Origin of the sequence: Methanolobus sp. ZRKC5 (assembly GCF_038446525.1) — an archaeon.
In the GTDB taxonomy this organism is placed as follows: Archaea; Halobacteriota; Methanosarcinia; order Methanosarcinales; family Methanosarcinaceae; genus Methanolobus.
This window is the reverse complement of the sequence record NZ_CP151792.1, coordinates 356,606-370,482: the sequence shown is the minus strand read 5'-3', so window position 1 is coordinate 370,482 and position 13,877 is coordinate 356,606. Positions and strand designations below refer to the sequence as shown.

Sequence of the window (13,877 nt, the reverse complement as noted above, 5' to 3'; positions counted from 1 at the left end):
AATCAGATGATAAAAAATGTTAGTTGAAGGTTTGAATATGCTGCACATGGCTGGAAATGTCAGCTATGGTATATTGGAAAATGGCTCATCGATAGATCAGCTTAATATAGATATTGGACAATCTAATAATGTCGGTTTCAATTATTTCCATAATAAGTTTGGGATGCCCTACGACTTTCTGTTGAAAAGTTCAATAAACTCTGGTCACTCCCTTTTTGTTGCTGTTCAGGGTTCTGATCAACTTCTGGGTTTTGCACGATTTGAAAAAATATCAGACGAAACGCAGAAGACCTACAGAGGTAAAACTAATATTATTCACTATTCTGTTCATCTGCTCAGGAGTATAGAGATCCATCCGGCTCATCGGCATGTGGGTATAGGACGTTTGTTGTTCTCGATCGCTGTCAAACACTTGAAAACCAACGTTATAACGTTGCCTGATAACTCTGGAGCCGCTAATTTCTTTAAAGAAAAACTCAAATTCAAGCTACTAAATCCAAGTAACAATGGTCTTTCTTCCAGATACAAGGATTATCTGATACTTCCATATCCGCGTGCTAAGAATATGTTAAAGACCATGGCTGTCAATTATCCGCGAGTAGTTATGCCTGAGCTTATAGGCAAATATGAGTCATTGAAGTTTAAATCTAATATGGGTAAGTCTATATCAAAGGAAGATGTCAGTGAGTTCCAGATTCTTTTTGAAAATTCAAGGGAACTTCTGGATAATAATCTAATGCATGAAATGGATTTATTTATTAAAGTATTTGATAGCTAATTAATGGTACTATGATCCAGGTGATATTTTGGCAAATTTAGATGTTCAGCGTTTGCGTAAGAATTTATTGAAATATTATGGTAGATATAATGTATTGCCTGGCAATACTTATGAACTATCCGATGACATGAATATTGAAAATTGCGTTGCTGCTATAGATAATATTACAAAGCATATTCTTAAGCCTACAGAAAGGAATATACGTCTGGAATTATCGCAGATGTTCAAGGAGTGTGAGAACCCTCAAATTCCTTATTTTGAAGTTGTAATGGACATCATGCAATTCATGAATGAATTTGTTGGAGATCCTCATACTGTGGAGCTAATCTTTGCTAGGGTCAATAATGATGTTGCCAGGAAAAAACTTGAAGTCGATGACAAATTATACTATAAAAATAATGAGTGGACTTCTAAAACAGCTGAATCAGCAATGCAGAAATTAAGAGATTCAGGAACTGAACGTGATTATCGGTTTATGATTGACCAACTTACAGAGGTCCTTTCTCACTTTACGAGTAACGAAGGAATAAAAAACGTACGGATGAAACTTAATAATATTATAAAAAATCATAGCCAACGTGAACTTAATGCCATGGATCTTCAACTTTAATTTGAAGCTCACTGCTTTGAATTATTTGTTAATACTAAGAATTTAAAGGATAATTCCATTTTCTGTGATGCTGAATTTATGCTTTCCCATGGAAAAATCACTTCCTCTCTCCTTGATGATCTCAAGATATCTTTGTGCGGTCTTTTCTTCACTTTCAGTATCAAGCGAAATCACTGTATCAAACATGTATGGCCATACGCTAGAGTTTATGCTTAACGCAGGTATCTCGGCGGTGGCTATTAGTAACATGTTACCTTCATGGAACTCCTGAAATAGATTCAGGATAAAGGACCTTAATTCACATTTATGGAATGGTCTCTCATCAAATGTACTTTCAATATCTTCCAGAATATTTATAGTATCTATGACGACTCGTGATATTTCATGTTTCAGTATATTCTCATTTAAATATTCAAATATGGCAAAGTCTCCTTTAGCAACTACATCTGAACTAATGGAACATATCTTTATTTTATCATTCGTAAGATCTTCATCATAAAATGAAAAAGAGGATAAAGCCCGGATTATTTTATCTTCTGATTCTGAGAGCAAAGATACATAAGCACATTTTTCTCCCTGATCTGCTGCATTGAACAATGATTGCATACACATGTTTGTCTTGCCTGTTCCACATGAACCTGCAATGAGGATTGATGATGGCTTTATATACCCCCCATGGAGAAGCTTATCAAGCTTTTTGATATATGATGGGGTTCTCTTATTTTCCATTGATTTTGTTTACGCTTTGATATTTTATAAATTTGTCGTAAATCTAAAAAATATTGTAACTATTCAGCCTGGCACGATTTGCCTATTGGTACTGATTTCATCGAAATAGAGATGTCTGCTCACTAACAATCTAACAATCAAAAAAGCAATCAATAGCAACAATCAAAATAAATGATCCTAATGAAATTTACGTTTCAACTTTTTGTCAAGATTGTTATTGATAGCGTTTTTATCAGGCTGAATAGTTACAAAATATTAAATATTTATTAGCTGATATTGCCAAACGTATTTGAGCAACTTTATATATTATCAGTTCAATTTAAATGGATATAAATAAAAATCACTTTCTTTATGTTGATAATCATGTCTGAGCTGCATAATAACAATAGAATTTTAACATATCTTGATGATATGAACGAGCGTTTGAATTCGCTTGAATTGCGTATATCTGAGCTTGAATCTTCTAATTCCCCACATGTAAATGATAAAATGGCTGTTTATCTCACAGTTCCTGATTCTATCCGCAAATCTTTATTTGCTGTTTCCAAACTAAAATCTTGTACAGCGGATGAGGTTAGCGCGATAACAGGAAGGCACCGTTCAATAGAAAACAAGTATCTTAATGAACTTTATAGAGCTGGATGGCTTGAAAGAGAACGAAAAGGTAAAAAAATATACTATTCACTAAGTGAAAAAACAGGCAGTACAAACAATGAACATTGGTCTGCAGTAGAAGAAGTCGAAAATAAACTTGACAGGTTACTTGGGTGAGTTCAATGTTATTAAGTTTTCATTCTTATAAGGGCGGTACCGGCAAGACTACTTTTGTTGGGAACCTTGGGATTATGCTGGCTCAGCAGGGTAAGAAAGTGTGTATCATCGACACTGATGTAAACGGACCGGGTATACATTCGTTATTCGACATCAGGTATGATATGACGCTAATTGATTTTCTTCAGAGTGCTTGCAGTGCTGACGATGTCGTTTACAGGTATGATGATACTAAAGTTTATATTGTTCCTTCCAAAGCATGTGAGGAGGATATCTCTGCCATGTTCAACACTCCGGGTGAAGCCAAGCAAAAATTGCTGGAACTTGTCAAGAAAATAGGTAAAAAGTTCGACATCGATCATTTCCTGTTCGACTGCAGTCCAGGTATCAATAAGTCCAGTCTTCTAACTATGAATATAGTTGACAAGGCGACAATTATATCCACAATTGATATTCAGGATATTAGAGGTACTTATTTGTTATCAAGCATGTCGGCTAAACTGGGTACTCACGCTTCTCTTCTTTTTAACAGGATTCCACTGGAAAAAAGAGACGATATAAATGAGATAGTTACTGACTTTAGTAAGAAGCTTGGCACAGAGCTTTTAGGAATTATCTCCTATGATGAGTCCGTAGCAAGAACATGGTCACGAAAAATACCTATGAAGGACAATCCGGATTGTGAATATTGCACCCAATTAAAAATGGTGGCAGAAAAATTAATTAAATAGAGAACAAAGCCTCTAATTACATAGAGGTTCTGTATTCTTCAATACTCTGACCTACAATTTTGTCAAGTTCTTTTTTTTCTTCTTGGGTCAGGCTGAATATCTCTTTTATTTTATTTATGTCATTTTGCATGTAAGGTTCAAGATGTAATCCATCTTCATTTAGATAATACTTTATGTCAATGAGATCATCACTCATTTTTTTAATTCTTTTGTTCTTCAGTACAAATGTGTTTTCAAAGAATTGCATGATCTCATTTCTTATTAGAGAATTTGTTTCATCTGCGCTGATCATACTTATTGCCGGACTCTTGCTTTCTCTACTTTTGCGAAGCAGTACTGAAAGAAAATTAATATATGGTTTGTTTTGTTCATGCTTTAAGTTAGTCAGGTCTTCAATAAATATCAGATGTCTGCTCTTTGAAATTAATTTTTCAATTTTAATCAGGACACTGGTAAAATTTCTGAATACATGGATAGAAGCAACGCTATCTAAATCTGCATAGTTCTCTTTTTCGTTTTCATTCCAATAGATTCTGATAACTGGCAGAGGTTCCTTCTTTTTCATCTCTTGTATGGTCTTCTCTGTAAGTTCTGATACTTTTGAATCAGTGTCGTAACAAAAAACAGAGTTTGTTTCCTCAATCAGGGTGAGAAAATTTACCAATGTTTGATTTTGATTATTAGTGTCCATTTAAATCTTTGTCGCAGTCATTTTATTAATCGCTATGTATAATATTACTGTCATGGGTAGGATTTATAGCTTTCTAAATAATCCTGTAAATATTAATAGTTTCAATATTTTGTTATTCTAATTTAAACGGGATTTCAAGACTTTATTCCCGAAAAGGTTAATACATATTGCAGCAGATTAATTTTGAGGTGTTTCGTATGTCAAAGTTCCATAAAAGAGATTATGAACGTAAAGGTGATAAGAAAAACGAAGAACTCGATGCAAAACTGTTGCAGGACAACCTCAATGATCTAAGGTCCACGGATGGTGAGGCCACAGATTGACTATAGACCTCGATATTGAACTGATCAATTCGGAACTTTCAAATAAAAAGTTGAATGTTCCGGGTGGAACTACTTATGAAAACGTACTGGACATTCTTGGTATAAACCAGGAAACTGTCCTTATTTTAAAAGAGAAAAAAGCTGTTCCTATTGATGGAATAGCAGTGCCCGGTAAATTAACTATCATGTGTGTTGCATCACAAGGATAGACTCCAACCGGACACACTCACAAACTTTACATCCTTTTTGTAATGTCTTTAAGTTTAGTGATGGCATCCATTGTTGTTTTTGTGTCCTCTATGATTTTCTGTTCATAGTGCTTGATGATGTCTTCAACAGGTGCAGATAGTCTGTAGATCTTTGTAGGTCTACCCTTTCCAACTGCTTTTTTGTTGTGGATATCGATCCAGCTTCTTTCACGCATGTGCCTCATGGCAACGCTGACTTCCGGCTGTCTCAAACCAGTGCTCATTTCTATTTCCTGAGATGAGGCTTCCTCGACATTTGAAAGGTATGTGAGTGTGGTTGCCACATTTCTTGACATTCCCAGGCTTTTCAATGCTTCGATGAACTTATAGTCCGTATCGTCTAGTATTTTTACTTCAAAGTCTTTCATAATCAAATAACCCCTTGATTTTGACAGTCGCTCTTACGAGCTACAATTCATACTATGACATTATTATATTTAAAGTTATATATGCGCAAAATTAAAACACTTAATAATTAATAATCTGTTCTAAAAATGGAACATTCTTTCGATACTGCGAATATTTTATTCTTGAGGATGTTTATGGAATTGAAATAAGCAGACTCTTTTCCATTAAAAACCTGATTTTTTATTTCTTTCCCAATAATATCATCGTAACCAGGTTTCAATCTTAGTACAGTAGAACCTGGGTATATGTGTTTGTTATGTGAAAAACCGTCTATATCCCCATCTGTAATTCCTATTATGGGAATTTTAAGCCTGTAAAGTATATCCCCTGCAAGATCAGTTGTATCATCCCCGATTGTTACAGCAACCTGAGCACATTTAACTAATTCAAAAGACCTCTCAGCTTCATGGTCAATTATGACTGCTTTTATTTTATCTCCTGAATCCAGAGAATTTTTTTCTTCATTTAATATGTATTTTAACTCTGTCATGTTTTTGCGAACAGAAAAGTTATTGCCCCGCAAAGATCCGCTTTTCACCCAGCATGCATTAAGGTCAATGGGAATTTTCTGTTCGTATCTGTGAAGCTTTTCGAGTCCGTGTTCTTTGACCTTTGCACCCTTGATATTCTTAATAAAGCCATTTTCAGTTACTATCTGTATATCTTCGCTTTGTGCAAAACCCACAATTATTCCATTGACCATTATTTTCTCTCCAATATGCACACCATAGACGTTCCTTATAATGCGATGATTATGGTCTTCAACGCTTATTGGTATAATAAGGTCAGGTACATCGGTAATTTTAAGTTCTGTGACTTTGGCCATTTCCAATGCAAAGTCAATAGATCTTGAATTCCACGGTACGATCTTTCCATCGGGAGAACCGGGTCTTTCAATGTGGATAAATGGTTTTATGTTGCGGTCAATTAGTTTTGAAACTACTATATTTGCAAAAATAATCCCATTATTTGTTGTTTTTCCATGGTTCAGCAGAATAACGATATCCTTTGTTTTGAAAAACTCTTCTATACAACGGCTTGGCTTCAGGCTTTTTCGGATATCAATGATATCTTCAAGATGTGCATCAAGAACTGCTGTTTTACCAATAGTTCCAGCCATTATGGCAGATATATTCCCGTAATCATTCAGTTTATCGAGTATTATTTTTGCCATGCCTGAATCGACAACATCCGGTCCATGAATAACTACGCCTATTTCCATATATTTCTATTTTAGGTTTTTTTACAATTATAGTTTCCTGCCGATAATCTATTATCCTGACAGACATATTCTGGGATATATGAATGATATCCGATTAACTTGGCTTGGGCATTCATGTTTCCAGATAGATGCTGCAGGGATCACTGTTCTTATAGATCCTTTCATAACAGGTAATTCGGCAGCTACGGTCCAACCTGAAGACCTTGAACCTGATATCATTGCAGTTACACATGGCCATGGTGATCATCTCGGAGATACTGTTAGCATAGCAAAGAGGACAGACTGTACTGTTGTCTGTATCCATGAGATATCCCAATACCTGAAACAAAAAGGAATAAAGACTGCAGGAATGAATATTGGAGGAACTATTGAGCTTGAAGGGTAACTATTCAGCCTACCACAATTAGCCTATTGATACTGATTTAATCAAAACGGAGATGTTTGCTCACTAACAACCTAAGAATCAAAAAAGCAATCAATGGCAACAATCAAAATTAATGATCCTAATAAAATGTAGGTCTCAACTTTTTGTCAAGATTGCTATTGATAGTGTTTTTATCAGGCTGAATAGTTACCTTGAAGGTATCCTTTTTACGATGACAGATGCACGTCATTCTTCATCTATTGATGAATCTGGCTGGAGCTTTGATGGTGGAAGAGCAGCAGGTTTCGTGATCAATCATGGGAAGACTTCTATTTATCATGCAGGGGATACGGGTCTTTTCGGGGATATGGAGCTTATAGCAAAACTTTACCATCCGGATGTTGCCATTCTTCCGATAGGGGGTAGGTTTACTATGGATTCAAGGGATGCCGCACTTGCAGTTGAGATGATAGGTCCTCGAATTGCAATTCCTATGCATTACAATACATTCGATATTATATCTCAGGATCCTAATATTTTTAAGAATTATGTAAATAGATTGTCTGATACAGATGTTGAAATCATGGAAATTGGCAGCTCCATTATTTTATAAGGCTATGTGTATAAAATATTTTAGTCTTTTACTATATACCTACGGATAGGTTTATATTTCATTATGTCGAACTATCAGTAGGCAAAAGTCGAGTTACATTTATAATATAATATACATCCCCTCAGTTCTCGTCATACGGCTTTTGCCTTTATATTAATAATATTAATTTTATATCTTTTAATCTTGAATCTATTTGTTTTTTTATTTTATTCAATACTACAAAATAGAAAGTATCTTTATTGTGTTATATTTTATACTGATAAATGGCTGGAGTTTTTGGAAACAGCATGCTTATTTTAAATTGGAAAATGTCATCGATATAAAATAGAATTATTGGGCATTCAGTGCCCAATTAAAATGGCCTTATTTTTTAAAACATTCATCCAGATGTTCTTTTGGCGTTGGTTTTGTCATAAGGCTTACGACAATTGCAACAACAAATGCCAATGGTGTAGCTACAAGTATTGGATCCACAACTGTCCAGGTACCTGTCAGGATAGTGTCAACACCAAAGAGGGCCTTGCTTATTCCAAGTGGCACAGCTTCTGATTTGTGGACGAATGCAAGCCAGAACAGGCTTGAGAAAGTTCCCACAAGCAAACTTGCAATAGCACCTTCTTTTGTCATACGCTTCCAGAAAAGGGCACCTGAATACATTGGCAGGAATGCTGCTGCACAAAGCCCGAAGAAAATTGCTGTTGCCCTTGCAATGATACTGATCGGAAGTATGTATGCCAGTATTACACTTGCAAGGATGGTAATTGCAATTGCAAATTTTGTTATGTTAATCGTCTGGCCGAGTTCTCCTTTCTTGATGTATTCACGGTAGAAGTCATGACCAATGGCTGTTCCCATTGTATGGAACTGGGAACTCAGCGTGGACATGGCTGCTGCAAGCAAGGTCAGCATGAACAGGACGACGAAGGTATCCGGCATGGCACTGTTTATGAACTCAGGCATAATAAGGTCAGTGTTTCCCCCGGCAACGGCAACTGAAATCATTCCTTTTGTCTTGAAGAAATATGCATTTGATAATGCACCAACGGTAAAAGCAACTCCTGTCATCATGAGGATGAATGGTCCGCCAACAAGTACTGCCCTGTTGAGTGCCTTATCATTCTTTACTGTCATGAACCTAACTGCAAGTTGTGGCTGTGCAATCACTCCAATTCCTACTCCTAGTACCAGTGTTGATACAAGTGTCCACCAGATTGGGGACCCGAATGCAGGCATTGATGTCCACCCAAGGTGTCCACCTCCTGCAAGACTTGCAGGCACCAGGTCATTCATGGCAGTAAGTGCAGAATGAGCTGCAGTAACTCCTCCCAGTTTGATATAAGTGAACACCAACAGGAAGATCATTCCAATAAACATGAGTGTGCCTTGTAAGGCATCAGTATACATAACAGCAATAATTCCGCCTGTGATGACATAAGCGGCAACGATAACAGTGAGGATAAGAACGGCAACATCATAATTTATATTGAGGGTTGATTCCAGGAACCTTGCTCCTCCAATAAGTACAATTCCTGCGTACAGTGGCATGAATACGCCTATAAGTGCTCCTGAGAAGCCCTGGATAAACCTTGACTGGAAACGTCTTCCAATTAGCTCAGGAAATGTAACTGCATTGAGATTCAGACCCATACGGCGGGTTTTAGAACCGAATACTACGAATGCTATGAATATCCCAACAAAGATGTTCATAAAAGCAAGCCATAACAGTCCCATACCAAGAGCACCGGCAGCTCCGCCAAAACCAATTATGGCAGATGTACTGATGAAAGTTGCACCATAGGACAGTGCAAGAATGTATGGGTGTATTTTCCTTCCTGCTACCATATAATCTTCGGTTTCTTTTGTTTTCGAATATCCAAGCCATCCAAGATAAAAAATAATCATCAGATAGACCAGTATGATTACTCCAAGTACAGGTGTGCTAAGTACCATTATGCCACCTCTCCATCGTCAGAGTCATCGTTCCATTTGAGGGCTCCATAGATTATGCAGCCTATGGCACTTACAAAACAAAGTATATAAGCAATCCATATTTGTGGGTCATCTATTCCAAGCATGTTTCTCCTTCCTTTCAATGTTTATAATAAATCATGATAATTGTTAACATGTCATTTGTTAGCATAACACTCTATTTAAACTTTAGTAAAAGAAATTGTACATACCGTGGCTGATAAAAATTAATCTGGATAAGAATATTTAGGGATTATTCCAGCAGTTTCAACTGTGTATCTAATTTTTATAGAAATTGTAGCAAAAGCATATTTTTATGGAGTAATATGAAAGGATAAAAAGGGATTTCTTGACGTTCCTGATTTCCCTAATAAAGGAAATCATCACTACTAGTGGATATAATATCCATTAAGGGTATTTCGTCATAGGTTGCCATAGTTAAAACTCTCATCATAAATAGGATAATACCTATATAATATCCATACTACAGTATATTATTCTCAATATATAATGATTGATCATTGTAGGTTTTGCTTAATGAAACGTAACTATTCAGCCTGATAAAAACGCTATCAATAACAATCTTGACAAAAAGTTGAAACGTAAATTTCATTAGGATCATTTATTTTGATTGTTGCTATTGATTGCTTTTTTGATTGTTAGATTGTTAGTGAGCAGACATCTCTATTTCGATGAAATCAGTACCAATAGGCAAATCGTGCCAGGCTGAATAGTTACAATGAAACAAAGAAAACTACCCACTTTAAATTACCAGGTTATAACAATGATATTACTAATATCATTTTTGTGTACTGGAACAGTTTCAGCAACATATATCGCCGTTGGACCTGATGAGGCATATACGAACATAACCTCTGCGATAGCGGCTGCAAATGATAGTGATATAATTATTGTAAGTGACGGTACTTACAATGAGAACATAGTCGTTAACAAAAGCGTCGCTATCCGCTCCCAGAACGGTGCAGCAAGCACTATTGTAAATTCGTTGTCAGGTAACCATACGTTCATGATAACTGCCGACAATGTTTCAATTAACGGATTCAATGTTACAAATGCATCCGATGGTATCAAAGCTGGTATTTACCTTTCCTCGGTTTCGAATTGCAATATTTCAAATAATGTAGTGACTGGAAATTATGCTGGTATTTGCCTTGATTCATCAAGTAACAATAGTCTAACAAGCAATAATGTCAACAGTAACGATGGTGATGGTATTGACCTTGATTCGTCAAGTGGCAACAACCTGACAAGCAACAATGCAATCAACAACGACAATTATGGCATCTCTGTTTCACATTCAAGTGGCAACAAACTGACAGTTAATAATGCCAGTGGTGATTATTATGGCATTCAATTTTATTACTCAGATAGCAATGAACTGATAGGTAACAATGCCAGTTATAATGATGTTCACGGTATTGCTCTTTCTAGCTCAAACAACAACGAACTGACAGGCAATACTATAATGGGTAACCCTTCTTATGGCATTTACCTTACTTCTTCAAGCAACAGTAACCTGACAGGCAATAATGCAAGTGACAATAATTGTGGTATTCGCTTTTCTTCATCAGACAACAACAATCTGGCAAACAATAATGCTAGTGATAATTATTTTGGTATTCGCTTCTTTTCCTCAAGCAGCAATAATATGACCGGAAATATGATGTCCTCAAATACCTATAATTTTAATGTTAATGTATTTAATTCAAATCTGGATGATCTTCTTCATGACATTGATGATAGCAACAAGGTTGATGGTAAGCCTATTTACTACTGGACAAACCGTACAGATGAAGAAGTACCTTCTGATGCAGGGATTGTGTATGTGGTCAACTCTAGTAATATTACCGTAAAAAAAATTGAAGTGACAAATGAATACAGTGGGATTAATTTTGCATATACAACTAATTCAACAATAGAAAACGTCACAACATCAGAATGTAGTTACGGTATTTACCTTTGGTCTTCATGTAACAACGAACTGACAAGCAATAATGTCAGCGACAATAACCGCGGCATTCTTGTTTCTTTGTCAAGCAGCAATAATCTAACAAGTAATAATGCCAGTGACAATAATTACGGTATCTTCCTTGATTCGTCAAGTGGCAATGAGTTGACAAGCAATAATATTAATAATAACGATGGTTACGGCATTTACTTTTCTTCCTCAGACTATAATAGTCTAACAAGCAATAATGCCAGTTATAATGAAGACTCTGGTATTTACCTTTCTTCTTCAAGAAACAATAATTTAACAAGTAATAATGCCACTGACAATGCCCACGGCATTTACCTCTCTTCTTCTTCAAGTAGCAATAATCTAACAAACAATAATGCAAACAGTAACGATGATTGCGGTATTTACGTTAGGTATTCAGATTATAATCATCTGACAAGCAATAATGCCAGTGATAATAATTACGGTATTTCCTTTTATTCCTCAAGTAGCAACGATCTGACAAGTAATACAATGTCATCAAATGTCTATAATATCTATGTATCAAGTTCAAATCTGGATGATTACCTTCATGATATTGATGATAGCAATCAGGTTGATGGTAAACCTGTTTACTACTGGACAAACCGTGCAGATGAAGAAGTACCTTCGTCAGCAGGAGTCGTATATGTTATCAACTCTACCAATATTACTGTAAAAGATATTGAAGTGACAAATGAATACAATGGAATTGTGTTTGTATACACCATTAATTCAACAATAGAAAATGTCACAACTTCAGAATGTAATTATGGTATTTACCTTAAGTATTTAGACTATAGTAATCTGACAAACAACAATGCCAGTGACAATAATTACGGTATTTATCTTGAACATTCAGACTATAATGATCTGACAAGTAATAATGCCAATAATAACAATGGTGACGGTATTTACTTTTATTACTCAAACTATAATAATCTGACAAACAATAATGCCAGTTATAATGATGATGACGGTATTTACTTTAGGTATTCAGACTATAATGATCTGACAAGTAATAATGCCAATAATAACAATGGTGACGGTATTTACCTTAGGAGTTCAGACTATGATAATCTGACAAGTAATAATGTAAACGATAACAATGAAAAAGATTTTTATGCCTACTCTTCTGCTAGTTGTTCAGTAGACCAATTTGCATTGACTGATAATTCGACACAACTCTCTTTTGTCACAGATTCATCATCAATCAGTATAATTGGATCTGAAACGAATCCAAATGTCCTTTCTGGAAAAACAAATGTAAATGGATATGCAAGCATTGCTAGGTCCGGTGATCTGAATGTTACCTTCTTCTATGATGATTCAGGAATGAGCAGTTCTGATGAATCTTCTGTGGCTTTGTACAGGTTGGATGGTTCTACGTGGCTTGGAGTTCCAAATGCTTCACTCAACACAAGTGGAAACTATTTGTCTGCTTCACTCTCTAAATTCGGTATATTTGGACTATTCAGGGATTCTGAACCTCTCTCTGATTCAAGGTCCGGTGGAAGTTCCGCATATGCAAGAACAATAGCACAGGGAACTATTACTGATATGACACTGGATGATGGTGGAGAGATAACAAAAGATAATACTGCAATTTCTTCAAATGGAAAGGCTACATTGGAGTTTAGTAAAGGAACAAAAGCTCTTGATTCCAGTGGAAATCCTGTTAGCAAGATAATTATAACCACTCCTGCATCCCTGCCATCAGACACTCCAAGAGAAGTTCTTGAATCTGGTCTTTATTATGATTTCGGACCTTCAGGCACCACATTCAGCCAGGATGTACCTATTACCATCGATTTCGATTCTGAAGATTTCGAGGGCAGAACTCCGGTGATCTACACCTACACATCCGAAGACGGATGGATTGCTCTGGAAACAAACTTGGATTGGGAAAATGGAAAAGCAATGGCTTACATCAGCCATTTCTCAATGTATGCACTGTTTGGAACCGATGAGGAAGAACAAGATGTTCTTGTTGCAGAATCAACAGATGTATTCGCTGACCCCACGGATGTTTCAGGTGAAGGGATACCTGTTGAAGAAGATGGTAGTTCAGGCTACATATACTGGATAGCAGTTATAGGGATTATCGTGGCTCTGGGAATCATGGTTGTAAAGAAGCAGAAAGGCGAAGAAGGACTTTAAGCCCTTTCTTTTTTTAGTATATCATTTATTTGGCTCTGTAGAAATCCTCTAAATTATGGGACAAATAACTGTATGTAATTATTCAAAATGTACTCGATGACATTGATATAATTTGTTAAATTAAGTCCACAAATACTGATTTTAATAGGTTTCCTACAGAGCCATTTATTCTCTATGTCAACCTACTTCCCATAATAAAGGAAAAATTGGAAATTGATGTGTATAAAAAAAGATTTAAATGTGAATGAATGTAATAAATTACTAG

The 13,877-nt window shown here is 35.9% G+C and carries 15 protein-coding genes; 9 read left to right on the top strand and 6 right to left on the bottom strand.

Going from position 1 to position 13,877, the window contains the following annotated elements; genetic code table 11:
• Positions 1 to 16 precede the first annotated feature (16 nt).
• Positions 17 to 778: a GNAT family N-acetyltransferase gene (locus WN948_RS01565; protein WP_342305234.1), complete on the top strand. Its 762-nt coding sequence runs from the start codon at positions 17 to 19 to the stop codon at positions 776 to 778.
• A gap of 28 nt (positions 779 to 806) precedes the next feature.
• The gene (locus tag WN948_RS01560) at positions 807 to 1,388 is read left to right on the top strand and encodes a hypothetical protein (RefSeq protein ID WP_342305233.1); all 582 of its coding nucleotides are present in this window, start codon (positions 807 to 809) and stop codon (positions 1,386 to 1,388) included.
• Positions 1,389 to 1,430: 42 nt separating this feature from the next.
• On the opposite strand, the gene WN948_RS01555 is transcribed toward WN948_RS01560, so the two are convergent.
• On the bottom strand, positions 1,431 to 2,117 hold the full coding sequence (locus tag WN948_RS01555) for an ATPase domain-containing protein (protein ID WP_342305232.1): 687 nt from the start codon (positions 2,115 to 2,117) through the stop codon (positions 1,431 to 1,433).
• Positions 2,118 to 2,480: 363 nt separating this feature from the next.
• On the opposite strand from WN948_RS01555, the gene WN948_RS01550 reads away from it, so the two are divergent.
• Together WN948_RS01550 and WN948_RS01545 are read left to right on the top strand one after the other, a co-directional pair.
• Positions 2,481 to 2,888 carry a hypothetical protein gene (locus WN948_RS01550; RefSeq protein ID WP_342305230.1) on the top strand — a complete coding sequence of 136 codons (408 nt, stop codon included), beginning with the start codon at positions 2,481 to 2,483 and terminating at the stop codon, positions 2,886 to 2,888.
• Between the two features lie 5 nt (positions 2,889 to 2,893).
• Positions 2,894 to 3,619 (top strand): MinD/ParA family protein, encoded by a 726-nt coding sequence (locus tag WN948_RS01545; protein WP_342305229.1) that lies wholly within the window; start codon positions 2,894 to 2,896, stop codon positions 3,617 to 3,619.
• Between the two features lie 16 nt (positions 3,620 to 3,635).
• Here the strand turns inward: WN948_RS01545 and WN948_RS01540 are convergent, their stop codons facing one another.
• Entirely contained in the window at positions 3,636 to 4,184 is a 549-nt protein-coding gene (locus tag WN948_RS01540; RefSeq protein ID WP_342305228.1) for a hypothetical protein, read from the bottom strand.
• A 323-nt stretch (positions 4,185 to 4,507) separates the two neighbouring features.
• On the opposite strand from WN948_RS01540, the gene WN948_RS01535 reads away from it, so the two are divergent.
• Positions 4,508 to 4,633, top strand: a complete 126-nt coding sequence (locus tag WN948_RS01535; RefSeq protein WP_342305226.1) for a hypothetical protein — start codon at positions 4,508 to 4,510, stop codon at positions 4,631 to 4,633.
• Positions 4,630 to 4,842, top strand: a complete 213-nt coding sequence (locus WN948_RS01530) for a hypothetical protein (RefSeq protein WP_342305224.1) — start codon at positions 4,630 to 4,632, stop codon at positions 4,840 to 4,842. Before WN948_RS01535 ends, WN948_RS01530 begins: the two co-directional genes overlap by 4 nt.
• Before the next feature lie 26 nt (positions 4,843 to 4,868).
• On the opposite strand, the gene WN948_RS01525 is transcribed toward WN948_RS01530, so the two are convergent.
• Positions 4,869 to 5,249 (bottom strand): transcriptional regulator protein, encoded by a 381-nt coding sequence (locus tag WN948_RS01525; protein WP_309311139.1) that lies wholly within the window; start codon positions 5,247 to 5,249, stop codon positions 4,869 to 4,871.
• Positions 5,250 to 5,356: 107 nt separating this feature from the next.
• A complete protein-coding gene (locus tag WN948_RS01520; protein WP_342305222.1) occupies positions 5,357 to 6,511 on the bottom strand; it encodes a DUF2117 domain-containing protein in 1,155 nt (384 codons plus the stop codon).
• Positions 6,512 to 6,590: 79 nt separating this feature from the next.
• On the opposite strand from WN948_RS01520, the gene WN948_RS01515 reads away from it, so the two are divergent.
• Both WN948_RS01515 and WN948_RS01510 read left to right on the top strand, forming a co-directional pair.
• Positions 6,591 to 6,896 (top strand): MBL fold metallo-hydrolase, encoded by a 306-nt coding sequence (locus WN948_RS01515; protein ID WP_342305220.1) that lies wholly within the window; start codon positions 6,591 to 6,593, stop codon positions 6,894 to 6,896.
• A gap of 112 nt (positions 6,897 to 7,008) precedes the next feature.
• Positions 7,009 to 7,488: a metal-dependent hydrolase gene (locus WN948_RS01510; RefSeq protein ID WP_342305218.1), complete on the top strand. Its 480-nt coding sequence runs from the start codon at positions 7,009 to 7,011 to the stop codon at positions 7,486 to 7,488.
• 363 nt (positions 7,489 to 7,851) lie between these two features.
• Here the strand turns inward: WN948_RS01510 and WN948_RS01505 are convergent, their stop codons facing one another.
• Both WN948_RS01505 and WN948_RS01500 read right to left on the bottom strand, forming a co-directional pair.
• Positions 7,852 to 9,438 carry a sodium:solute symporter family protein gene (locus WN948_RS01505; RefSeq protein ID WP_342305216.1) on the bottom strand — a complete coding sequence of 529 codons (1,587 nt, stop codon included), beginning with the start codon at positions 9,436 to 9,438 and terminating at the stop codon, positions 7,852 to 7,854.
• Positions 9,438 to 9,563 carry a symporter small accessory protein gene (locus WN948_RS01500; RefSeq protein ID WP_342305214.1) on the bottom strand — a complete coding sequence of 42 codons (126 nt, stop codon included), beginning with the start codon at positions 9,561 to 9,563 and terminating at the stop codon, positions 9,438 to 9,440. The genes WN948_RS01505 and WN948_RS01500 overlap by 1 nt, the downstream gene beginning before the upstream one ends.
• Before the next feature lie 677 nt (positions 9,564 to 10,240).
• On the opposite strand from WN948_RS01500, the gene WN948_RS01495 reads away from it, so the two are divergent.
• A complete protein-coding gene (locus WN948_RS01495) occupies positions 10,241 to 13,612 on the top strand; it encodes a NosD domain-containing protein (RefSeq protein ID WP_342305212.1) in 3,372 nt (1,123 codons plus the stop codon).
• The last annotated feature ends 265 nt before the right edge of the window (positions 13,613 to 13,877 follow it).

Excerpts from the sequence above, each read along its gene's own strand:
- WN948_RS01565 (WP_342305234.1), top strand. The coding sequence starts at position 17 with ATGTTAGTTGAAGGTTTGAATATGCTGCACATGGCTGGAAATGTCAGC.
- WN948_RS01555 (WP_342305232.1), bottom strand. The coding sequence starts at position 2,117 with ATGGAAAATAAGAGAACCCCATCATATATCAAAAAGCTTGATAAGCTT.
- WN948_RS01550 (WP_342305230.1), top strand. The coding sequence starts at position 2,481 with ATGTCTGAGCTGCATAATAACAATAGAATTTTAACATATCTTGATGAT.
- WN948_RS01545 (WP_342305229.1), top strand. The coding sequence starts at position 2,894 with ATGTTATTAAGTTTTCATTCTTATAAGGGCGGTACCGGCAAGACTACT.
- WN948_RS01540 (WP_342305228.1), bottom strand. The coding sequence starts at position 4,184 with ATGAAAAAGAAGGAACCTCTGCCAGTTATCAGAATCTATTGGAATGAA.
- WN948_RS01535 (WP_342305226.1), top strand. The coding sequence starts at position 4,508 with ATGTCAAAGTTCCATAAAAGAGATTATGAACGTAAAGGTGATAAGAAA.
- WN948_RS01525 (WP_309311139.1), bottom strand. The coding sequence starts at position 5,249 with ATGAAAGACTTTGAAGTAAAAATACTAGACGATACGGACTATAAGTTC.
- WN948_RS01520 (WP_342305222.1), bottom strand. The coding sequence starts at position 6,511 with ATGGAAATAGGCGTAGTTATTCATGGACCGGATGTTGTCGATTCAGGC.
- WN948_RS01515 (WP_342305220.1), top strand. The coding sequence starts at position 6,591 with ATGAATGATATCCGATTAACTTGGCTTGGGCATTCATGTTTCCAGATA.
- WN948_RS01510 (WP_342305218.1), top strand. The coding sequence starts at position 7,009 with ATGATCCTAATAAAATGTAGGTCTCAACTTTTTGTCAAGATTGCTATT.
- WN948_RS01505 (WP_342305216.1), bottom strand. The coding sequence starts at position 9,438 with ATGGTACTTAGCACACCTGTACTTGGAGTAATCATACTGGTCTATCTG.
- WN948_RS01500 (WP_342305214.1), bottom strand. The coding sequence starts at position 9,563 with ATGCTTGGAATAGATGACCCACAAATATGGATTGCTTATATACTTTGT.
- WN948_RS01495 (WP_342305212.1), top strand. The coding sequence starts at position 10,241 with ATGATATTACTAATATCATTTTTGTGTACTGGAACAGTTTCAGCAACA.